General features: G+C 26.3%; 21 protein-coding genes and 1 tRNA gene. 17 read left to right on the forward strand and 5 right to left on the reverse strand.

Going from position 1 to position 22,091, the window contains the following annotated elements; genetic code table 11:
- Position 1: 1 nt before the first annotated feature.
- The 5 genes from rlmB to AELL_RS00655 form a co-directional block, all read right to left on the reverse strand.
- On the reverse strand, positions 2–691 hold the full coding sequence (gene rlmB, locus AELL_RS00635) for a 23S rRNA (guanosine(2251)-2'-O)-methyltransferase RlmB (protein WP_118916085.1): 690 nt from the start codon (positions 689–691) through the stop codon (positions 2–4).
- Entirely contained in the window at positions 688–1,509 is an 822-nt protein-coding gene (gene rsmI / locus AELL_RS00640) for a 16S rRNA (cytidine(1402)-2'-O)-methyltransferase (RefSeq protein ID WP_118916086.1), read from the reverse strand. The genes rlmB and rsmI overlap by 4 nt, the downstream gene beginning before the upstream one ends.
- A 9-nt stretch (positions 1,510–1,518) precedes the next feature.
- Complete coding sequence (gene rpmE / locus AELL_RS00645; RefSeq protein ID WP_118916087.1) at positions 1,519–1,722, reverse strand: 50S ribosomal protein L31; 204 nt, start codon at positions 1,720–1,722, stop codon at positions 1,519–1,521.
- An 81-nt stretch (positions 1,723–1,803) separates the two neighbouring features.
- The gene (gene miaA / locus AELL_RS00650; protein ID WP_118916088.1) at positions 1,804–2,679 is read right to left on the reverse strand and encodes a tRNA (adenosine(37)-N6)-dimethylallyltransferase MiaA; all 876 of its coding nucleotides are present in this window, start codon (positions 2,677–2,679) and stop codon (positions 1,804–1,806) included.
- Positions 2,676–2,879, reverse strand: coding sequence for a hypothetical protein (locus AELL_RS00655; protein ID WP_118916089.1), 204 nt, complete (start codon positions 2,877–2,879; stop codon positions 2,676–2,678). The genes miaA and AELL_RS00655 overlap by 4 nt, the downstream gene beginning before the upstream one ends.
- Positions 2,880–2,970: 91 nt before the next feature.
- Between AELL_RS00655 and mqnP the strand changes: the two genes are divergently transcribed.
- The 17 genes from mqnP to AELL_RS00740 all read left to right on the forward strand — a co-directional run bounded on the left by mqnP (position 2,971) and on the right by AELL_RS00740 (position 22,084).
- Positions 2,971–3,831, forward strand: coding sequence for a menaquinone biosynthesis prenyltransferase MqnP (gene mqnP / locus AELL_RS00660; protein WP_118916090.1), 861 nt, complete (start codon positions 2,971–2,973; stop codon positions 3,829–3,831).
- A 57-nt stretch (positions 3,832–3,888) separates the two neighbouring features.
- Positions 3,889–3,965: transfer RNA gene (locus AELL_RS00665), tRNA-Arg, on the forward strand.
- A gap of 125 nt (positions 3,966–4,090) precedes the next feature.
- Entirely contained in the window at positions 4,091–4,366 is a 276-nt protein-coding gene (locus AELL_RS00670) for a hypothetical protein (protein ID WP_118916091.1), read from the forward strand.
- A gap of 4 nt (positions 4,367–4,370) precedes the next feature.
- On the forward strand, positions 4,371–5,123 hold the full coding sequence (locus tag AELL_RS00675; protein ID WP_164967198.1) for an ABC transporter substrate-binding protein: 753 nt from the start codon (positions 4,371–4,373) through the stop codon (positions 5,121–5,123).
- On the forward strand, positions 5,123–7,504 hold the full coding sequence (locus AELL_RS00680) for an HD domain-containing phosphohydrolase (RefSeq protein ID WP_118916093.1): 2,382 nt from the start codon (positions 5,123–5,125) through the stop codon (positions 7,502–7,504). The genes AELL_RS00675 and AELL_RS00680 overlap by 1 nt, the downstream gene beginning before the upstream one ends.
- A 152-nt stretch (positions 7,505–7,656) precedes the next feature.
- Positions 7,657–8,253, forward strand: coding sequence for a hypothetical protein (locus AELL_RS00685; RefSeq protein WP_118916094.1), 597 nt, complete (start codon positions 7,657–7,659; stop codon positions 8,251–8,253).
- Positions 8,254–8,334: 81 nt separating this feature from the next.
- Complete coding sequence (locus AELL_RS00690; RefSeq protein WP_118916095.1) at positions 8,335–8,976, forward strand: hypothetical protein; 642 nt, start codon at positions 8,335–8,337, stop codon at positions 8,974–8,976.
- 96 nt (positions 8,977–9,072) lie between these two features.
- The gene (locus tag AELL_RS00695) at positions 9,073–9,807 is read left to right on the forward strand and encodes a hypothetical protein (RefSeq protein WP_118916096.1); all 735 of its coding nucleotides are present in this window, start codon (positions 9,073–9,075) and stop codon (positions 9,805–9,807) included.
- On the forward strand, positions 9,804–10,529 hold the full coding sequence (locus AELL_RS00700) for a hypothetical protein (protein ID WP_118916097.1): 726 nt from the start codon (positions 9,804–9,806) through the stop codon (positions 10,527–10,529). Before AELL_RS00695 ends, AELL_RS00700 begins: the two co-directional genes overlap by 4 nt.
- Complete coding sequence (locus tag AELL_RS00705; RefSeq protein WP_118916098.1) at positions 10,526–11,290, forward strand: hypothetical protein; 765 nt, start codon at positions 10,526–10,528, stop codon at positions 11,288–11,290. The genes AELL_RS00700 and AELL_RS00705 overlap by 4 nt, the downstream gene beginning before the upstream one ends.
- A 78-nt stretch (positions 11,291–11,368) precedes the next feature.
- Positions 11,369–14,212, forward strand: a complete 2,844-nt coding sequence (locus tag AELL_RS00710; RefSeq protein ID WP_118916099.1) for a hypothetical protein — start codon at positions 11,369–11,371, stop codon at positions 14,210–14,212.
- 8 nt (positions 14,213–14,220) lie between these two features.
- Positions 14,221–15,882, forward strand: coding sequence for a hypothetical protein (locus tag AELL_RS00715; RefSeq protein ID WP_118916100.1), 1,662 nt, complete (start codon positions 14,221–14,223; stop codon positions 15,880–15,882).
- A 2-nt stretch (positions 15,883–15,884) separates the two neighbouring features.
- On the forward strand, positions 15,885–16,901 hold the full coding sequence (locus AELL_RS00720) for a hypothetical protein (RefSeq protein WP_118916101.1): 1,017 nt from the start codon (positions 15,885–15,887) through the stop codon (positions 16,899–16,901).
- A gap of 11 nt (positions 16,902–16,912) precedes the next feature.
- The gene (locus AELL_RS00725) at positions 16,913–18,604 is read left to right on the forward strand and encodes a GspE/PulE family protein (RefSeq protein WP_118916102.1); all 1,692 of its coding nucleotides are present in this window, start codon (positions 16,913–16,915) and stop codon (positions 18,602–18,604) included.
- Positions 18,592–19,341 (forward strand): hypothetical protein, encoded by a 750-nt coding sequence (locus AELL_RS00730; protein WP_118916103.1) that lies wholly within the window; start codon positions 18,592–18,594, stop codon positions 19,339–19,341. The genes AELL_RS00725 and AELL_RS00730 overlap by 13 nt, the downstream gene beginning before the upstream one ends.
- Positions 19,338–19,829, forward strand: a complete 492-nt coding sequence (locus AELL_RS00735; RefSeq protein WP_118916104.1) for a hypothetical protein — start codon at positions 19,338–19,340, stop codon at positions 19,827–19,829. The genes AELL_RS00730 and AELL_RS00735 overlap by 4 nt, the downstream gene beginning before the upstream one ends.
- The gene (locus AELL_RS00740) at positions 19,826–22,084 is read left to right on the forward strand and encodes a hypothetical protein (RefSeq protein WP_118916105.1); all 2,259 of its coding nucleotides are present in this window, start codon (positions 19,826–19,828) and stop codon (positions 22,082–22,084) included. The genes AELL_RS00735 and AELL_RS00740 overlap by 4 nt, the downstream gene beginning before the upstream one ends.
- Positions 22,085–22,091: the final 7 nt, after the last annotated feature.

Raw genomic sequence — 22,091 nt, forward strand, 5'->3', positions numbered from 1 at the left:
TTTATCTTTTTAGATTGTAAATTAAAATCCCAGCAGCAACAGATACATTTAATGAATCAAATTCATGCTCCATTGCAATAGATACTTTTAAGTCAAGTTTTTTAGCAACTTTTGGAGAAATTCCTTCCCCTTCACTTCCTAAAAACAGGGCAACTTTATCAGTTTTTTCTATTTTCCCATATTTTTTTAAATCAACTCCATCCATTGTTGCACCAATTAGTGTGAATCCACAATCGATTAATTCACTTGCTAAATCAGCACTTCTTGGATGAACTAAAAATGGTAAATCAAGTAAAGCACCAGAACTTGTTCTTATAACTCCAGAATCATTTACAGTTTTAATATTTGAAGCAATTAATCCTTCAATTCCTAAAGAGTAAGCAGTTCTAGCAATTGCACCAATATTTCCAACATCAGTTACACCATCTAAAACTAAAATGAAGTTCATTTTTTTGAACTCTTTTAAGTCTGTATAACCAACAGGAGTAAGTTTTAAAAAGAAACCTTGATGGTTTCCACCTTTTGCTAATGCTTGAGCTTTTTGATTATCCACTTTATGGATTTTTTTATCAAGTTTTGCAAATCTTGTAAAAAGTTTTTTATCAATCTCTTTTGAAAGAAAAACTTCTTCTATTAAATGTGGGTGATTATCAAGTACATAAAGTACAATTTGTTTTCCGTATATTATCATTCGGGGATTTTATCCAAAATTTGTTGATAAACCTCTTTTATTGATTGTCCAGTCATTTTAGCTATTAATTTAGCTTTTATTTTTGGTGCAATATCTAAAGATGTTATATCTTCTAAGTCAAGATTAAAACCAATTTTTTCTTTTGGTTCAACTATTACAACCCATTCACCTTTTATATCAACTTTTTTAAATTCATTAAATAGGTTTAACGCAGAATCTTTAAAAGTTTTTTGGTGAATTTTACTTATCTCTTTTGCTAAAAATATTGTTCTATTTGGTTCTTTTTCTTTTAACTCTTCAAGAAGTTTTAAAAGTCTATGAGGTGATTCATATAAAATTGCAAGTTTATCATCATTTAAAACATCACTAAGTTTTGAAGCACGACTAGCACCTTTATGGTCCAAAAATCCATAAAAAGAAAAAGTTGTATGTGAAAAACCACTCATTGCATAAGCAGTTAAAATAGCATTTGCACCTGGAAGTACATCATAAGGAATTTGATTTTTTATACAATAATCAACCAAAGTTGCACCTGGGTCACTAACACAAGGCATTCCAGCATCACTTACATAAACAACATTTTTAGAAAAAGTCTCTTTATCTAAAGTTTGTAAAACTTGAGTTTCATTATGAGAATGGAAAGATTTGAATTCTTTGTTTGAAAAGTCTAGGTTATTTTTTTCACCTAAAAGATTTAGAAGTTTTTTTGTTACTCTTGTATCTTCACAAAAAATAAGTTCCGCTTCCAAAAGAATCCTTAAAGACCTGTTTGAAATATCTTCAAGGTTTCCTATTGGAGTTGGAACTAAGCACAACATAGTATTGTACTATTTAGCCATGTTATATTTAGCTTTGAATTTCTCAACTCTACCAGCAGCATCAACAAGTTTTTGCTCACCAGTGAAGAATGGGTGACAAGAAGAACAAATATCAATTCTTAATGTTTCAACATTTGATTTTGTTTCGAAAGTGTTACCACAAGCACAAGAAATTGTACAAACTTTGTAATCTGGATGAATATTTTTTTTCATTCCAATTTTCCTTAATTTAATTATTGTCTAACAAAAGGTCAAGTCTTCGCAGGCCCTTTATTAAACTCTTTAGGGACGTGATTATATCGAGAAATACTTAATAATATCTGAATTTAAGTTTTCTATTATATTTGAAGTTTTATCTGAAAATTGACTTTTATTGAAAGTATTTTGTCTTTTTGCAAGTTTTGCTGTATTTAAAGATATTTTTTCTTCTAACTCATGTTTTGTAAGTTTTCCATCTAAATATTCTAACGTTTCTATTATTCCAATTGATGACATACAATTTGGTGCTCTTGTGTACTTTTTTTCTAAATAAATAATTTCATCAATCAAACCTGCTTTTATCATTTGATTTGTTCTTAAATTTATTCTTTTTTTCAACTCTTCTTTATCCCACAAAATTTCAAAGATTTTTAAATCTTTTGCTAGTGCAATTTTAGGGTTTTTCTCAAAATAATTTGTTGGACTTAATCCTGTTTCTTTGTAGATTGAGTAAGCTTTTTCTATTCTATATTTATCATTTTTTTCAATTTTTTGCATATACTCTTTATCAATTTCATATAAAAGTTCATAAGCTTCATCTGAAGGTATATCAAGTTTTATTTTTGATTCAATACCTAAAGACAAACCTTCTGTTAATGCTTTTAAATAAAAACCTGTTCCACCAACAACGATTAAATTTTTTTCATGAGTTAAAGCATAATTTTTTGCTTTTTTGTAAAGTTCCATAAATTTTATAACATCAAAATCAACATTAGGATAAACCTCATCAATTCCGAAATGAACAATATCTCCTCTTTCTTCAACTGTTGGTTTTGCAGAAACAATATCTATTTCTTTGTAAACACAAAGTGAATCCAATGATAAAATAATAGAGTTTGTTTTATTTGCTATTTCTAAAGATAAAGCAGTTTTACCTGAAGCAGTTGTTCCAATTATTGCTATTTCTTTCATTTTGTAGGTTTTGATTCTTTACAATCTTCTAGTTTTTGATTAAGTTCATTTATCTCTTTTTCTTTTTGAATAAGAGTTCTTAATAATTCAGATACGTCATTTGTACTTGAGTCATAAACTTCATTTTGTACTTTTGTTGCACATGCAGTAAAATTAAATAAAAACAGTAAACTTAAAACTAATAACAAATATTTTTTCATAAAACTCTTTTGTGTGTAAAATATAGTAGATTATAACTAGAAAAAGTTTAATTTTTATTTTTTTAATAATATCTTCGATAAAATCCCAAACATGAATAAACTGATAAAAAAACTTAATGATTTTAATGAACTTGTGATGTTCAAACACTCTATTTTTTCGCTACCTTTTATTTTTATTGCAATGGTAGTTAGTGCTCAAGGTTGGTTTGGATTTAAACTTTTGTTTCTTGGAATTTTAGCCGCATTAACAGCTAGAAATTTTGCAATGGGATTTAATAGATTTATGGATAGAGATATAGATGCCTTAAATCCAAGAACTATAAATCGACCAAATGTTGATGGAAGATTAGATGCTAAACAAATATTTATATTTACATTTTTGAATGCTTTTGGATTTATTGCTGTTGCATATTTTGTAAATGATTTGGCTTTTTATTTATCAATTCCTATTTTAATTATTATTGGTTCTTACTCATATTTTAAAAGATTTTCATACTTAGCTCATATTATTTTGGGAATATCTTTAGGACTTGCACCAATTGCAGGAGTTGTTGCTGTTAGTGAAACTATTCCTTTTTGGTCAATTGTTTTAAGTATTGGAGTTATGTTTTGGGTTGCTGGATTTGATTTACTTTATTCTTTACAAGATATTGAAGTTGATAAAAAACTTGGACTTCACTCTATTCCATCAAAATTTGGTGTTGAAAAAACAATGAAAATCTCAAAGATTTTTCATGCTTTAACTGTATTATTCTGGCTTTTATTTGTAATTATTTCTGAAAGTTCATATTTTGCTTATATTGCTGTGGTTTTAAGTGCTTTAATGCTTTCTTATGAACACTATTTAGTAAACAAAGATTTTAGAAAAATTGATAAAGCCTTTTTTACAGTAAATGGTTACTTAGGAATTATATTTTTTGTATTAATAGTACTGGACAATATTTTCTTTTAATTTTCTTTTTAAGTAAGGCTGTGATATTATTTCAGCCTTATTTTTATAAGAACAAGCGCGTCTATAGTTCAACTGGATAGAATGACCGGTTTCGACCCGGTAGGTTGAGGGTTCGAATCCTTCTAGGCGTGCCACTTTTTTTTATCAAAAAACTAAATCCTTTCAATTAACATTTTTAATACTATTTAGCTCTCAAATTAGGATATGATTATTTAATTAAAACTATTCTCATAATTTTAATCCTTACAAAAGGAGTTATATGAAGTATCTTTTTTACACTTTTTTGATTATCACTTCTTTATTTTCAGAACAAAGAGTTTTGAAAATCTCAAATTTCATAGATTATATAAACATTGATTTGTTGAAAGAGTTTGCATATCAAAATGATATAAAAATTATTTACGATATTCATGAAGTTAATGAGGAGATATATTCAAAAATAAAAGAAAATAATGATTTTGATTTACTTATTTTATCTTCAAACTATATAACAAAACTTGCAAAAATAGATAAATTGGAAAAAAATAGATATTAGTAAATTGAAAAACTACTCTAATATAAATCAAGAGTTTTTACAAACAAATTTTTCGGATACTAAAGAGTTTACGATTCCATATTTATGGGGAACAGTTGGGTTAATTTATAATAAGAAATTGATAAAAGAACCGATTACTCAATGGAATGATTTATGGCGAGATGAGTTTAAAAATGCAATTTTATTATCAAATGAACCGGCTGATGTTTTTGCAATCACTTTAAAATCTTTAGGTTTTAGTGCAAATAGTACAAATAAAGATGAGATTACGAAAGCTTATAATAAATTACAAAAATTAATCCCAAACATAAAAGATATTAGTTCTTCAAATGCTATTACATATTTTATTACAGATGGTTTTAGTCTTGGAATGGCTTTTAGTGGAGATGCGAAGTTAATAATAGACAATTCAGATGATTTTGAGTTCATTTATCCAAAAGAGGGTGCTTTAAAATGGGCAGATGGTATGGTTATTTTAAAAAATTCAAAAAACAAAGATTTGGCATATAAGTTCATAGATTTTATTATTGATGAAAAAAACTTTGCAAAAATAGGAAATACAACTGGTTATGCTGTATCAAATCAAGTTTCTTTAAAATATATTGATAAAAAAGATGTAGAAAATAATATTACTTATCCAGATGAAAGTTATCTTTTTAATTCAGAGATTTTAATTGATAATGAAAACACTTATAAAAATATTGTAGAAAAATTTGAAAATTTTAAAGAGATGTATAATAAAAGTAAGGTTCAATAATGAAAAATAGAAGATATACGTTTATGGTAAGTATTTTTGTTTTATTTAGTTCATTGACACTTTTTTTATCAATATTTTTGATATCAAATTTTTATTTAAGAGGATTAAGTCAATCCTTTAAAATGTTAGAAGAAAAAAATCTTGAGATAACAACAAACTTGTCAAATACTATATTGGAGTCATTAAGAAGTATAGTAGGGCAATTATCTGTTTTATCAAAAATCACAACTGATAAAAATATTATAAAAAGTGAAGAGATTATTGAAAAGATAATGTGGGAGCAACTAAAATCAAATGAAAATATAGCAAGTATATTTTTAGCAGATGAGTTTGGAAATTTTCTTCAAACAAGAAGAGAACCTCATTTTGCATATAGAAGTATAAATAATATTGATGAAAAAAAATTAGATAGTTGGTATTACAAAAATGATGATTATTTAACTACTTCAATTCATATCAGCAAATCAACATACGACCCAAGAAAAAGAGATTGGTACAACTTTGTAAAAAGTTCAGAAGTTTCATGGTCTGAACCATATATTTTTGATTCTACAAAAGAACCAGGAATTACTATTTCTGTGGGTGATTTTAATGAATATAATATAAAACTAAAAGTTGCAGCAGCTGATTTTACTTTGAGTAAAATATCAAAATTATTAGAATCAAAAGCAAAGATTTTAAATGGAAAATTGATTTTATTTAATGAATCAAAGTCTGTGATAGCTACATCATTTAATGCACCTTTAAAAACAAAAGATAACCAACTAACAAAACTTGATGACCTTAATTCAATATTATTTACAAATACGTTTAATAAAATAAAAGAGAATATATTAACAGGTGAATTAAAAGACGAAGATGAAAAAGAGTATATATTTTTTGTTTCAAAACTACAAAAAGATAGTGGACAAAATTGGTATATTGCCTCTTATGTTGAAAAAGATTTGATTACGGCTGATATCAAAAATACTTTAATCCATAGTGTATTAATCTCTTTACTTATTATTTTTATTATATATTTTCCTATTCAATATATACTAAATAGATATGTAACAAAACCAATTAATGAACTAGAAAATCTTACAAATGAAATAGCACAAAATAAATATGAAAATGTAAAACCTATAAAAACTATAATATACGAATTTTTCAAATTATCAAATTCAATAGTTAGTATGTCAAAAGCTATTCAAAAATATGAAAAAGAACAAGCAAATCTAATAGACTCTTTTATAAAAATATTAGCAGAAGCCATAGATTCAAAATCTCCATATACAGGTGGACATTGTGAAAGAGTACCACATCTTGCAATTTTACTTGCAGAAGCTGCAAATGATTCAAAACAAGGAGAAGTAGCAAATTTTAATTTTTCAACGCAAGAGCAATGGAGAGAGTTTAAAACAGCTGCTTGGTTACATGATTGTGGAAAAGTTGTTATACCTGAATATGTAGTTGATAAAGCTACAAAATTGGAAACAATTTATAATAGAATTCACGAAATAAGAACAAGATTTGAAGTTTTACATAGAGATGCAACTATAAAATATTATGAGAAGTTGATAGAAAATCCTTTAAATAAAATAGAATTAGAAAATGAACTAAAACAAAATCATAAAAAACTTATTGAAGATTTTGAATTTATTGCAAACTGCAATATTGGTGGAGAGTTTATGGAACAATCAAATATAGATAAGTTATACGAAATAGGGCAAACAAAATGGATTAGGTATTTTGATAATAGATTAGGATTATCACAAGAAGAGCTACATAGAGTTGAAAATAATGAGCCTTTTGTTCCTGTTCTTGAAAATTTATTGCAAGATAAAACAGAACAAATTATTCATAGAATTAGAGAGATAAATTTAGATGAATATAAAAAATTTGGCTTTAAAATGGATATACCAAAATATGAGAGAAATTTAGGAGAATTATATAATCTTAGTGTGAAAAAAGGAATATTAACAACCGAAGAGAGATTTAAAATCAACGAGCATATTATAATGACTATAAAAATGCTTGAAAATATTCCTTTCACAAAAAATCTAAAAAATGTTCCAGAATATGCAGGTTCTCACCATGAAACTATGATAGGCACAGGATATCCTAGAAAATTAGTAAAAGATGAAATTTCAATTCCTGCAAGAATTATGGCAATCGCTGATATTTTTGAAGCATTAACAGCTGCAGATAGACCTTATAAAAAAGCAAAAACATTGAGTGAATCAATAAAAATCATGTCTTTTATGTGTAAAGAGAAACATATAGATAGTGACCTTTTTGAGATATTTTTAAGAAGTGGTGTTTATAAAGTTTATGCTCAAAGATTTTTAAAAGAAGAACAAATAGATATTGTAAATATTGAAGAATTTTTAGCCAAATAATTATTAATTAATATTTTTGATTATTAAATTATCAAACAAGAAAGTAAGTAATAAAAATTATAAATAAATATTATTAACTTTAAGTTTTTCTTTAGTGTATCTTGTGTTAGAATATACACCAAGTTAGAAAATCTCTAATTCAAGGATAATATTTGCCATATCTTGTTTCCTCAATAATTGCGGTCGTTTCAGCTATGATTATTTTATTTACTAGATATGAAGCTGATGATAGTACAATAACTGGTGAACTGGATAGATTAAAATCTATGTTTGTAACAGTAGATGGATTTGTAAATACTTATATCCAATCAGGTGGAAGTTTATCTAATATAAATTTTGAAGAGTTGTATAATAATGGAATACTTCTTGGTAATATTGAAAAAGGTGCAGTAAATTCTGGTAAAGAAGTTGAAGGCACAAGTTATGCTTCTACATTAACTTTTCCAAATAGTAAAGTTAAATGGCACTTACTTCCTGTTCGAGATATAAATTCTAATGATAACAATGCTGATTTTGGCGATTCAGCAGGAAGTGCATATAAACTTTTAATTGATATGCATAATAATTCTAGTCTAATGAGCAAAGCAATATTTTCAGAGAGTTTTTCGGGAAGAGAATTCTGTGAAAAAATGCTTTTGGGAACTTTACAAAGAAATGCAAAATCCTATGTTTCAACTGAAGATAAAGAAACGTTTTCTTTAGATGGAAATGATAAAGATGGTTATATCGTTTGTATAGTTTTTAAGTAATTTTAGGTGCAACTTAAATAATAGTTGTTGTATAATAGGGCGGTTGGTAGGTAAACTTAAATTTAATAAAGGGGAAAGAAAATGCCACAGTTGATAGCGATGATTATCGTAGTAGTTGGAGCAATGATTTATATGTTCCAAACATTTGGAGGAACTGGAGATAAGATCGAAGGTATTGCACAAAAATCAAGTATTATTACTGAAATTAATAATGTAAAAAATGGTGTTCAATTAGCTTTAAGAGGAGAATCTATTAAAGCTACAGATAGTACAGTAGCAGATAAAGCTAAAAATTTGCAAGATATAGCTAATTTAGAGTTTTTCCCTGAACAAATAAACAACCAATTAAAAGATCCTGCAGCAGGTAAAACAAATACTTATCAAGCAATATCTTTTGGTGGAAAAGGTTCTAATACATTAGAAATTACATTAGTGTTGCCATCTGCAACAGACGCAGGTCCAAATGCTAGACCAGGTTTATTTATTGATTTAAGCCAAGGTAGTTTAGCAACAAATGCTGGCTTCTTAGAAAAACAATTAAAAACAGATTTAGGTGCATTAGGTTCTATTGATAGTAGTGCTGCAAGTGCATCATATAATAATACATTAGATGCAGAAGGAGACATTGGTACTGCTGCAACTGGTGGATCAGATTCTGATGGTAAATTTATTATATATTTTAAAGATTTACCTAGAGGTATGATAGATAAAACAAAATCTTAAGATTTAAGGCAATTGCCTTAAATCTTTAAAACAAAACCTAAGTGCTAAAAATTAGCATTTACTTTTTGTTTTACTCTTAAAAAAGGTTTTTTTCTAATGTTGGGAAATATATGGCTATCATCGGCACTTATTGTTACAGCTATATTTTCTGCAGGTGCTATGTATAAATCTTATAGTGATATTCAAGAAGCCAAACAAATCCAAGAACATTATGAAATAATCTCTGAAATCAAAACTTTATTAGCCAAGCAATACAATAAAAATCCAGATGAAATAACACGTGATGATATAATTGCCAATTTACCAAAAGGTGAAAATTGGGAAAAAGTTCTTCTTCTTGATAGAAATAAAGATAGTAATCTTTCTAATAAAGAGTTAGTAAATGAAACGGGAAATTTTGAGATAAGTGAAGATGAAAAGTTAAAATTACTTGCACTAAAAGCAAAATTAAAAGATGTTATAGATGTAACTTCAATTGAACCAGTTGATAAAAAATATACTTTTGAAGTTGGGAAAGTTGAGAAAAATAGAGTTTTAAAAGATATAGATATTGAAGAAAATTTAACAAAAGCAATACATTTTTTGGCAGATGAAATTTTATATAATACAAGTTCAAATAAAGAAACTACATTAAATGCAATTTTAAATGAGTTTACTCCTTATGATAAACTTTATTTTGATTTTTTAAAAACAGGTGAAACTACAATTAGTGAACAAACATTAAAAGACAGACAAAAAGAGTATTTTAAATCAAGAATAAAAGATAGACTTTATCAAAATGAAAATGCACTTGAAACAAGATTATATAAAGAGTTGAAAGATATATTATGAAAAAAATATTATGTATTTTATTTTTATTGATTAATTTATCTTTTGCCTTAGATTTAACTAATTTTGAAGATAGACAAAGTGCTCTTCAAGATGTAAAAACAATCATTTTATATGAAGAATCAATAGCAAAAGCATATGAAGATTTTATTTTAACAAACTATAAATTTCCAACACTTGCTGAAATAAAAACTCTAATTGGTAATTTAACTTTAGTAAATAATATAAGTTCAAATCTAGTTTTGAGTAGCACTTTAACAAAAATTTCTTATGGACTAAATAGTGATTTAAAAGCAGATAGTTCTATAAAAGCTTTATATGAAAGTAATACATATAGAAAAAGAACTTATGTTAGAAATGATGAGATAAACTTTATTCTTGAAGATGAGTTTGCAAAACATTTATATGATTTAATCAAACAAAATGGTGGAGAAATTCAAACTTGTCCAACAACAGTATTTACAACAGCAATGAATTGTAAAGAGAACAATCATATTTATATTCAACTTACTAAAAAACTTGAGGGTTTAGAAGTGGTACCAAATACTTATTTGATGGCTTATCATATGGATAATTTTAAAAATGGACCAATCATTATCACAAATGATACTTCAAAACATATTACTGAAAGTGCCTTTGATTCAATTCCAAAAGGTGCTTTGCTTTATGATGTTGATGGCGTAAAATATGTTAAAACTTTAGCTGGAATCGAGATTTTAAAATGATTAGACAATTTATACTTTTGATTACTATTTTAATATCATCTTTTTCTCAAGATACTTTAACAGCTCAAAAACAAAATACTTTATATATTCAAGATTTAATTCAAATAGAAGAGAATATTGCAAAAAACTTTGAAAAATATATTTTAACTGAATATAAAATTCCAACTATGGAAAATTTAATAGATGATGAATATTTAGGAAGTAATTTTTCAGTTACAAATAGAATGGGAAATGATATAGATTTTAAAGATAGTTCAAAATTACAATTAAAATATGCTATCACAAAAGATGAATATCGAAAAACAAAAGATGAAAATTTAGGGGTTGAAAATTTTATAGTTCAACTTTATAACAGAGATTTATATAGAGATTATACAACAGTTTTTAGTGATGATACGGATGTGAATAATATGTATGTTGAGTTTGAATTAAAATCTGATGAAGCTAAAAATATATTTGAATTATTAAAAAATGGAAACACTATTGCTAAAACTTGCACTGCTTCACTGAAAAATAGTTATTGTAACAATAATGAAAAAAGTATTAGATGGTATAACTCAAGTTCAAACTGGATTGAATATGATAAAAAAGATTTTAATAAAGGAAATATAACAATTAGTAGTGAAAGTATTTTAACTTCAGAGGCTAGTAAACTTGCAAGTTTAAAAGTTGGAAGTTATATTTATATAAAAGATAAAACAAAAAATGTAAAGTTGATAGATGACTCTTCTGGAAATTTACAAATTTTAAAGGTGGATTAAATCAAAACTCTAGTTTCAATAATCATATTTTTTAATTTTGTTTTTGCGTCAAGTGAAAATATTTCATTGATGAATAATGTGAAATCTCTTATTCAAAAAGAGGAGTATATCTCACTTGCTATAAATAAATATATTTTACAAACAGGAAAAATTCCTAAAAAAAGTGATGATACTTTAGATTGGGAAAAATTGGAAGTTGAAGATTATTTAGGAGTAAATTTTAATAAAACTAATCCAGTTACTTTAAAAGATATTGTTATAACTTTTGATGAAAAAAATAGTGCATTTATTAAAGGTGCAATAGAAAAAGAGGCAGATTATAAGGAAGAGTATAATTATTTATATAATTTTTATACTAATAAAGTATTTAGGGTAAATACAATTCCACCAAAAAATATTACTAAAACAGAGTTAGTAAAAGGTTCTCTTGTTTTATATAACTCTTTACAAAAAGAGATAGCAACAGTTTTAACAAAAAATGAAACTTCAATATTCTTGCCTTCTAAAACTTGTAATTCTGCACAATATTTTTATGAACTAAAAAATGAAAAATTAATATATAAATATTGTAAAACAGCTGGAAATTCAATAGAAGTTTATCAAAAAGCACCAGTTTATTTAGATAATTTAGACGATTTAGCATATATAAAAGTTGGAATAGGCGAAAAAGCTTACGTAAAAGATGGAAACTCTTGGTATGAGTATTATTATGAAGGTAATAGTACTTGGATACCATCAGGAACTGGAAGAACAACAGGACAAGTAAATGATGAGATTAGTATAGGAGATAGAATTTTATCTTATATTCCTGATGCAAAAGATTTGCTTTTAAGACGTGATGGTGGATGTATGCTTGCTAATGGAGATATTTTTTGTTGGGGAAATAATAAATATAAAAAAGCAGGAATTGCAAGTTATGGACAACTTGATACTTCTTTAACTCCTGATTATGTAAATACTCCTGTTATGTTAAAAGTTCAAATAGAAAATATTGATACGGGAACAGAAATTTTAGATTTAAAAACTAAAAATTGGTACAACAATCCATATAGAATAAAATTTGAAAAAATGGCAATGAATAGTTCAGGTGTTTGTGCTATTTCTCCTTTATTTAACTATTTTGAAGGAACTCAAAAGAAATTTGGAGGAGATTTATATTGTAATGGTCAAATTACGCAATTGTATTTTGAAAATATAAGTTCAACTGTAAGTGAAACATCAATTCTAAGTAAAAACAAATTTTTTGCATGGGGGAAAAGTGACCAAATAGATGATAGTTCTAAACTTATTAAAATATCTGATGACGGTGGACCTATTGTAAAAGATGGTTCAGGAAATGAATTAATGATTACAAGAGATGAAATTTATTTAATAGATATTGTAATGGTTGAAGATACAATTGCTGTTTTATCAGATGAAGGAAAGATTTATACAATTGGAAGAAATTATAAAGGAGGTTTAGGTATTGGAAGTAATGATAAGTTTATTGTTCAATTAACTCCTGAAGAAGTAAAAAGTAATGGTGTAATATTTAAAAAGATATTTGCTTTAAGAGATATAGCAATGTTTGGTGCAATAGATAGTAATAACTACTTTTATATTTGGGGCGAAAGACCAAATGGAACAGTTTATTATGAACCAACACTTGTTAGCAGTTCTTTAAAATTTAATCCTGATGGAATTTTTACAAATAGTAAAGATTTTCTATTAAAAGGTGTGGATAATAGTTTTTATAGAACAGTAGGCAATAAAGAACTTACTAAAGTTGAGAGTATTCCAAGTGGTGCAATTAGTGCATCTATATATGATGATAATTCTCAAGAGTTATATGTATATATAAATGAGAGTATGCAACTTTTTGGAAGTAATAATTATTTAACTTGTAAAACAACGTCTGGAACAAATTGTACAACAACAGATAGTAAGGTCTTTAGTACAGCATTAGATGAGTTAAATAGTTTTTCAAATAATTTTAATGGAAAAGATTATGCAAATTTTTCAAATGTATCTATTTATCAATTAGATACTGTTAAATATGAGATTTTTGAAGATTTTGAGGATGGAAAATCAACAGATTGGGATGGAAGTTCAATAAATAAAAGTTCTGGAAAAATTAGAGTAACCTCTGTAAACGATGATGGAACAGATGAAATACCTGTAACAAAATTTTTGGGTAATTTTAATATTGAAGAGGTTGAGTATGGAAGTCAACCAGCAACAAACTATACAAATAGACCTTCTTATATAGAAAAAACTTTTTCAATTGGTAGTAGTTATGCAAATAATGAAGTTGAATTAGAATTTGATTTTTATGAAATTGATACTTGGGATTTTGAAAGATTCACTGTAACTTTAAATGATGTAGTTTTTGTTGAAGATAATTTTATTCATGATAATCATCCCTATTTATCAGATGTAAATGATACGGGAGAGTCTCTACAAAAAGTTGGTTCTTCTGGTAGTTATAACAATGATAATGATGAAAAATACCATTATAAAATAAGAACTAAATTAGACTCTGCAGGAAAATTAAAAGTTAGATTTAGTACAAGAGGTTTAAAAAATACAGATTATGGCTATAATGGTTGGTCTTTTGCCCAATCAAGGGATGATGAATCGTGGGGAATAGATAATGTACACGTAAAAGTTAAAGAGACAAGTAAAACTTTTGTATGTGCAATGACAGGAATAGGTAGCCAATCTCAGATGTATTGTTGGGGAAATGTGGGACGAAGTATACCTATTTTAAGCACATCTTTATATGATGTAAGTAAAATAAACACTATAAATAAGTTATTTATTTCTCAAGAAAATGATAAAACTTCACAGATGGCTTTTGATAATTTTGACAATAACGGAAATTTATTTCTAAAATATCCAACTTATATCGGGGGATTTGATTATGCATTTTATTTTAAATAAGGAATTATATGTTGAAAGATTTTAAGAATTTATTGTTTTTAGGGACACTTTTTTTACTACTTGGGGGTTGTAGTTCAAAGGATTATCACGAAGAGATGCTTGAAAATACAAAATCTTCTTTAGATAAAGAGAATTACAGTGCGATAAAAAAATCATATTCCGATTCCTTAGTTGATGAAAAGATAAAAAATAAAGAGTTCATAAGTATTTTAGAAGAAAAATCACTAAGTGATATTTTAAAAGAGATGGAAGTATTAGATGGTAACTTTTACTATTTAAAAAGTAGTGATGTTTTAATACCACAAAGTAGAATTAAGATTCATAATATTACGGAATTAAATCAATACTTAAATGCTGTATTAGATAAAGAGTTGTTTATTAAAAAGAACGGTTCAATTTATCTTGTAAAACTTTTAAGTACAAGTGAAACAAAAAAACAATCAATTGAAAATATTCCTTTTAAATTAGATGGTCAAATATCTGTTGAAGAGTTAATAAAATTAATTACAATTGAATCAGGATATGAAGTAAATATTGGAAATTATATAGATAATAAAGATGATTTCCAAAATAGTATTGTAAGTATTAGTTCAAAAGATTTAAAAGATGCATTAAACTCTTTAGGTCATGCAAAAGATGTATATGTTGATATAGATTATGATAAAGAAGCTATAAATATAACTAGATATAAAGATACAGTTATTGAGTTAAATATTCCTCTTTTAGATATTAAATCTACAAGTCAAACAACAAATCAAGAATCAACAGGTGAAAGTAAAGTTGAGAATAGTTCCCAAATAGTTTTATATGATGAATTAGACAAAATGTTAAAAAATATAATTTCAACAGATAAAATTTCAACATATCATATAGATAAAGCAAGTGGTTTAATATTTTTAAAATCAACAAAATCAATTGAAAATGCTGTTAGAACTGTAGCAAAAGCTTATGAATCGACTTTCTCAAAAGAGGCAGTTATAGAGTTTGAAAGAATAGAAATACTTTTAAATAAAAATAGAGAGTATGGAATAGGAAGTATTTCTGATGATAGACAAACAAATACAGGAGCAGGAGTAATCAGAGGAATTGGAGCTGATGGTGCATTAAATTTCACAAGTGATAATGTAACAAGACTTTTAACTGTTGCTGCAACTGCAAATAATGAAATAGGGAAGATATTAAATTATAGTAAAAATATGATTGTTTTAAAAAATAATATCCCAACAGTTCAATCAATCACAGAAAATACAGATTATGTTGAAAAAATAGAGACAACAATTGATGCTGATACAAATACAAGAACATCTGATGTTACAGTTAATACTTTAAAAGAAGGAACTTCAATAACAGCAATGGCAAAAATATCAAGAGATAAAATTTTCTTAAATATTTTACCTACAATAAAAAAACTTATTGAGTTTGGAGAAGTAAGTATTGATGGTACATCTATAAAATTACCTCAATATAATGACCAAAGTTACAATATCTCAAGAGAAGTAAGATTAGGAGAAACTGCAATAGTTGGTTCAATTATTGTTCATGATGATACAAAAAATTATCAAGGGGTTTTACCTGTAGAAGGATTTGCTGTTGGTGGAACAGATTCAAAATCTTATGTAAGAAGAGAAATAGTTTACGTAGTTACTCTTAAAAATATTAAAGGCTTTTAATAATGAGTATGTTTGCTGATCCATATGAGCAATTTTTGCTTGATTATCTTGTAACAAAACTTGAAAATGGTTCTAATACAAGAAGAGCATTATTGTTATATAGTGAACAAATTACAAGAGAAACAAATTTTAAAAAAAGATTGATGGCTGCAATCAAAGATATGGAAATAGGAAAACATAAACTTGAAGCTATTTTACATAAACATAAATTCTTAAATAGCTTTCAATTTAGTTTGGTTGTAAATAGTACAAATACTTTAGATGGATTAAAACTTGTATTATCATTTAAAAAAGCAAATTCAAATTTGATGTTAAAGATGATAAATCCTATTTTTGTTCCTTTATCTATTGTAATTGGTACTTTTTATGGTTTGATTTTATATCTTGATATGTTACAAAAAGATTTAGTTCAATTAAGAAAGTTAAATCCTGATGTTGAACAGTTTTTAGGAATACCAAAATATTTTACTTATGATTTTGCATATGTTGGATTAGGAATTTCTATATTTGTGACAGCTTTTATATTTTTTGGGTATTTATATACTGAAAAATATAAGCCAGCTTGGTTATATAAAGTTTTTAAAACTCAAGCATTTTCAGATGGAAGATTTATGTTTAGAATTTTAAATGGAATGTTAAGTGCTGGTATCTCTTTTCATAAAACATCATTGATTTTATCAAAGGATTATTTTAAAGAGGGTCTTAGACCGTTTTTCAAAGAGTTAGCAGAGATGATAAATAAAAATAAAAAACTATTTATTATGTTTGAAAAATATAATTTCCCTGCAATTATAACAGCAGATATAAAACTATCAGAATTAAGTAAAACAAGTTTTTCAGAAGTAACAAAAGCTTTATATCAAACTTGTGACACAATGTATGAAAAAAATATAAATTATATGGTTTTACAATGGAAGTTTATGTTTTGGATGATTGCAATGTTGGTTACTGTAATAATAGGTTCAGATGTTATTAACTTGGTAATTAGTACTTTTACATTTAAAACTTTATATCAATAGAAGATGAAATTATGATAAAGAAGATAGTAACAACTTTAAGAAATACACCAAAGTTTCCTTTTTTGAAAAGAGATAAAAAAAAGATATCTCTAAAAAAAGAGAAAAAAAGTGATTTTGATTTTAAAGATTTTTTTGAAAAACAAAAAAAATCAATTTATGATTTCATTGGAAAAAGTGATGATCCTGATACTCATTTATCAAATGTAATTGAGGATATGATTAAAGAAAAATTTCATTTAAAAGGTGGATATGGAGATTTAATTGCAAATGAAGAGAAGTATGAACAATTTGTAAGAACTTTAGGTTATGAGTATTATGCAACGTATAATGAGTTGTCAAAATATTATCAAGATACTTCATTTCAACTTGATGAAAAAAAACTTGAATTTTGTACAACAATGTATATTATCACTTTGGAAGATAAAAAGAACAAAAATAAAGTTTTGGGTATTAGAGATGTTGTAAATCTTGATTTTGAAATATTAAGTAAGTTTTATTTTACAAAAATTGTAGTTTTAGGAGAGGGCGTTTTATCTTCAGTTTTTGGAGAAGATAGAGAGATTATCTTTAGTTCAAATAGTGATACTGAAAATGATGAAGAGATAAATAAATATTTTGACAAAATGATGGGACAAGCTATTTTACTTGGAGCATCTGATATACATATTCAAAAAACAAGTAGATATGCTTCACTTTGGTTTAGAATTGATGGTATCAAAGTTGATATGGGAACTATGCCAATTACAATTGCAAAAACTTTAAAAAGAAGACTTGTAACTATGGCTGACCAAGAGGATTCTGATTATGAATCAATTAATGGTGTTATAAATTATGAGTATGGTAAAAAAAATATCAAGTTTAGGCTTGGGCTTATAAACTCAAAATTAAACTTTTCATTGGTTATGAGGATGATTGGTGGACGTGGAGTTGTTTCACATAATTTAAGAGGATTAAATTATCCAGAAGAGACAGTACAAATTCTATCAAACTTAACAAAATATGCAAATGGAATGATATTAATTACGGGACAAGTTGGTTCTGGTAAAACTCACTTAATGTATGCCTTATTACAACAATTGGCAAAACAACAACAGTATGTTATTACCATTGAAGACCCAGTTGAGTATGTGGATGAATCTTTCTTCCAAATTGATTTATCTGAGTTTGCAAGTGCAAGTGAAGAGTTTAAGTATGGTTACCCAGAAGCCGTTGTTGATATTTTAAGACAAGATTCAAATATCATACTAATTGGTGAAACAAGGGAACCTCAAACAGCATCACAACTTGTAAATGCATCAAACTTAGGTCAGTTAGTATTCTCTACAATGCATACCAACTCAGCACCTGCAACTGTTTCAAGGATGACAAGTTCACTTGGAATCAATGAAGGGGATATTATTGATAACTTAAGAGGAATTGTTTCTCAAAGATTAGTTAGAAAATTATGTAACTATTGTAAAGAACCAGATGGAGAAGGTGGATATAAAAAAGTTGGATGTGATGAGTGTAACCACACAGGATTTAAAGATAGGGTGCCAATCGCTGAGGTTGTAAGATTTAAACTTGGACATGGTGGTGATTTTGAAAATCCAGCAGAATATATGACAGTTGAAAAAGCTTCAATGGCACAATATAAAGAAGGTTTAATTACAAAAGAAGATGCAATTGCAATTATCAGAGGGGAAGAAGTATGGTACGATTAGTAATTACTGATTTTGCAACAAAAGAGGATAGCGAATTTTTCTATGTAAATGATGAATTTGATGTTTCTCAAAATATGTTTACATATCATTCCTTTAAAAAATATAGTGTATATCTATCAAAATATAGCAATGATGAAATTTATTCATTAAATTTATTATCAAAAAAATATTTAGGAAGAAATCAATTTTTAATTCATATTGCTGATGGAGAGTATGTAATTTTATTTAATCATAAAACAGTTTATTCTGCAAAAATAAACCAAAATTTTATTACAGATGATATGATTAAATCGATTTTGATTACAAAACATATAGCAATGCTTTCAAGTGGTGGAGCAATAGAAAATATTTATTATGTAATTAATTCAAAATATAAATGTGCTATTGAAAATATTTTAAAACAAAATACAAAAAATGAAAAACAAGAAGTAGTTGCAAAATCTTTAGGAGAAATAGAAGAGTTAGTTAAACCTTTAAAAGAGTTAGATACTTCAAAATCTCATTTTACAAAACTAACATATATGTCACTATTATTGGGTGTTAGTTTCTGGGTAATGTTTTCTGGATTAAAAACATTTACGGATAAAGTTTTTTATACAGAACCTTTAGAAAATTTACAAAGAGAATTAAGAGTAGAAACACAATTAGCAAAACGACAAGAAAAACTTTTAAATGAAAGTCAAATTAAATATAAAGAATTAACTGACTGTATAAGTTCGACTAAGGTTTCAAAATGATAAGTATCAGCAACAAAACAATAGCAAACACAAGCAAGTTAATCATATCTATTTTAGTAATTTATACATTGGTTTATGTTGGATTTAAAGCTATGAATTATTATAAATCATATTATGAAAAAGAGAAACTTACAAATGACCTTCAACTAAAAAGAGATGAAACAAACTCTTTGAAAACAAAAGCAAATGAGTCTAAAAAAAGAATTGAAGATTTAGAAAAAAGTTATATGACAAAAGAAGAGATAGAAACAAAAGTAAAAGATATTTTCTCAAGAATGTCATTACTTGATTATCAATTAGATTTTATTGATTCAAAAAAAATGTGTATAGATAGATATATAATCATTACTAGAGTAAATACACAAAGTGAAAATGGATTAAAAGCAGCAGAAGGAATTTTATCTTATATAGGAGAAATTAAAAAAAGTGATATGGATGAAACACTATATTTTGTAAATTATATCTCTAAACCTAAGGAAATAAAATGAAATTAGCTATAAAAACTTTATTTCTTTTATTTCTTTTTATAAATTATTTATTTGCAGATAATTATATAGATTCTTTAACTCTTACAAAAATAAAAAAACTTGTACAAAAAGAGGAAGAGATAGCTTTAGCATATAAAAAATATCTTTTAGAAAAAGGTACAAATCCTACTACTATTGAAGTGTTAAAAGAACAAAATTTTTTACCAAAGGGATTTGATAGTATAAATCCTTTTGGTAAAGTAATTTCTTTAAAAAATAATGAATATGTAATAAATGGTTTTTCAACAACAGATAACACTTTAAAATCTAATTTATACGATTATTATTACTCAAATAGATATAGAACTTATACAAAAGCCCCATTAAGTATAAATGAGAGTGAAGTACAAATTATTTTATCAACAAAAGAAAAATTTATTTTTAGTAATAAAAGTAAAATTACAACTACAAAAGCAGATGCAAAAGCCAAATATTATTTAGACTCAAACGAAGTTTTGCATTGGTATGATTCAAGTGGAAATTATAAATACTCTTTTGATAAAGATTTACTTCTTGATGAAAATGTGACTTTACTAAATGAAGATGGAACAGTAAATAGTACTTATAAAGAGTTAGTTAAAGATGTATCTTTTGCAGGAATGACAGTTTTACATAAAAATACTACTTCAAGTACAGCAGATGAATATATAATGATTGGTTCATCAAGTGCAGTAAAAGTAAAACAAACAACAAGAGATATTGGAAAAACAGTTATTCAGTTTACTAGACGTGCTGGTGGAATGATTGTAAATGGAGATATTTATGCTTGGGGAAATAATGCAAATAAGATTACAGGTATTAATTTAGGATATTCAGGAAGTGAAGGAAGTAATAGATTTCCTGTAATAAATGGTTTAGTAAGATTAAAAGCAAAAATGTATGATGATGATTCAAGTGATGGAAAAGATTTTACAAAATATTATGATCAAAACTATTTTTCTTCTCCAAATAGACCAAAATTTGTAGATTTTTTTAGTGCAGTTTATTATGGAACTTGTGGAATTAGTATAAAAGGTGAATTGTACTGTGGTGGAACAACGGGAGTAGATTACGATTTTGGAAATAATTTTACAGCTGTAGATACAAATAGAAAAGGTGAAATGCTTTATAGAAGTACTTTTTTTGATGGTAAATCAAATAAAGCAAAAAAAATCTTTGCAAATAATCAGATTTGGTTGATTTTAGGAGAAAATGGTTACATATATACTTGGGGCTATGATACTGGAAGTGGATTTTCTGGTGCAGGAGAATTAAGATTTAATTATAGTTGCGGTTGGTTTAATTGTAGTACTAATTCAAATAAATTACCAGAAGTTATTTCCTCTACAAAATTTTCTGACATATCTTATCTTTTAACTATTGGGCATAGAAAAATGGCAGGATTATCTGAAACAGGTGATATTTATATTTGGGGAAGAGAATATCTAAAAGATAATTCTTCATCATCATTTGAAACATATACTTGTGATAATAAATGGAATAATATAAATTATGATTTATGCTCTCCAACAAAAGTACAAACAAATAATTCAACAATGGCAACAACTTTAAAATTTGAGTCTATACAAGGTGGATTAGATGCCTTTGTTGCTAAAACGGATGATGGAAAATATTACAAAATATCACATCCTAAAAATAAAAAAATAGAAGTTGTTTCAGTTGATGAATCTATTAAGGGGTATTCTGAATATAGTGAAAGTAATGATTTAGAAATTTTATCAGTAGATTTTTCTAGAAAAATAAGTGAACAGGGATTAAGTAATAGATATATTCCTAGTTCAGGAATAGTTTGGATAAATAGTAAAAATGAATTAAAAGGTGACTATTTCACTTCTTCAAATAAAGATGATAAAATATTCAAAAATGCAATTAAACAGATAAAATGGAAAAAAATAAAAGTTATTGATGATGATAATGGAATGTGTGGAATAGATATAAATGATCAAATGTATTGTTGGGGAATACAATCATTTTATAGAGATGGAACATCATATAGTGATTATATGGGAAATACATTTATGATACCTGTGTTTAATACAAATTTGTATGATATAAATAAAGATTTTTTAGTTGTTGAGGGTGGTAATTATGGATATCTTACAAGTATAACATCTGGTGAGTGGTCTATTACAAATAGTGATGGGAAAACAGGTGCATTTTTTATGAAATATCCTACATATATAGGTGGATTTAATTATGAATTTATATTTAAGTAAAAATTTA

Source organism: Arcobacter ellisii (assembly GCF_003544915.1).
In the GTDB taxonomy this organism is placed as follows: Bacteria; Campylobacterota; Campylobacteria; order Campylobacterales; family Arcobacteraceae; genus Aliarcobacter; species Aliarcobacter ellisii.

Bases quoted from the DNA above. Each gene is read 5' to 3' on its own strand.
- AELL_RS00715 (WP_118916100.1), top strand. From the start codon at position 14,221: ATGTTGAAAGATTTTAAGAATTTATTGTTTTTAGGGACACTTTTTTTA.
- AELL_RS00655 (WP_118916089.1), bottom strand. From the start codon at position 2,879: ATGAAAAAATATTTGTTATTAGTTTTAAGTTTACTGTTTTTATTTAAT.
- rlmB (WP_118916085.1), bottom strand. From the start codon at position 691: ATGATAATATACGGAAAACAAATTGTACTTTATGTACTTGATAATCAC.
- AELL_RS00725 (WP_118916102.1), top strand. From the start codon at position 16,913: ATGATAAAGAAGATAGTAACAACTTTAAGAAATACACCAAAGTTTCCT.
- AELL_RS00735 (WP_118916104.1), top strand. From the start codon at position 19,338: ATGATAAGTATCAGCAACAAAACAATAGCAAACACAAGCAAGTTAATC.
- AELL_RS00730 (WP_118916103.1), top strand. From the start codon at position 18,592: ATGGTACGATTAGTAATTACTGATTTTGCAACAAAAGAGGATAGCGAA.
- AELL_RS00720 (WP_118916101.1), top strand. From the start codon at position 15,885: ATGAGTATGTTTGCTGATCCATATGAGCAATTTTTGCTTGATTATCTT.
- AELL_RS00695 (WP_118916096.1), top strand. From the start codon at position 9,073: ATGTTGGGAAATATATGGCTATCATCGGCACTTATTGTTACAGCTATA.
- AELL_RS00690 (WP_118916095.1), top strand. From the start codon at position 8,335: ATGCCACAGTTGATAGCGATGATTATCGTAGTAGTTGGAGCAATGATT.
- AELL_RS00680 (WP_118916093.1), top strand. From the start codon at position 5,123: ATGAAAAATAGAAGATATACGTTTATGGTAAGTATTTTTGTTTTATTT.
- rpmE (WP_118916087.1), bottom strand. From the start codon at position 1,722: ATGAAAAAAAATATTCATCCAGATTACAAAGTTTGTACAATTTCTTGT.
- AELL_RS00740 (WP_118916105.1), top strand. From the start codon at position 19,826: ATGAAATTAGCTATAAAAACTTTATTTCTTTTATTTCTTTTTATAAAT.
- AELL_RS00670 (WP_118916091.1), top strand. From the start codon at position 4,091: ATGAAGTATCTTTTTTACACTTTTTTGATTATCACTTCTTTATTTTCA.
- miaA (WP_118916088.1), bottom strand. From the start codon at position 2,679: ATGAAAGAAATAGCAATAATTGGAACAACTGCTTCAGGTAAAACTGCT.
- rsmI (WP_118916086.1), bottom strand. From the start codon at position 1,509: ATGTTGTGCTTAGTTCCAACTCCAATAGGAAACCTTGAAGATATTTCA.
- AELL_RS00700 (WP_118916097.1), top strand. From the start codon at position 9,804: ATGAAAAAAATATTATGTATTTTATTTTTATTGATTAATTTATCTTTT.
- mqnP (WP_118916090.1), top strand. From the start codon at position 2,971: ATGAATAAACTGATAAAAAAACTTAATGATTTTAATGAACTTGTGATG.
- AELL_RS00705 (WP_118916098.1), top strand. From the start codon at position 10,526: ATGATTAGACAATTTATACTTTTGATTACTATTTTAATATCATCTTTT.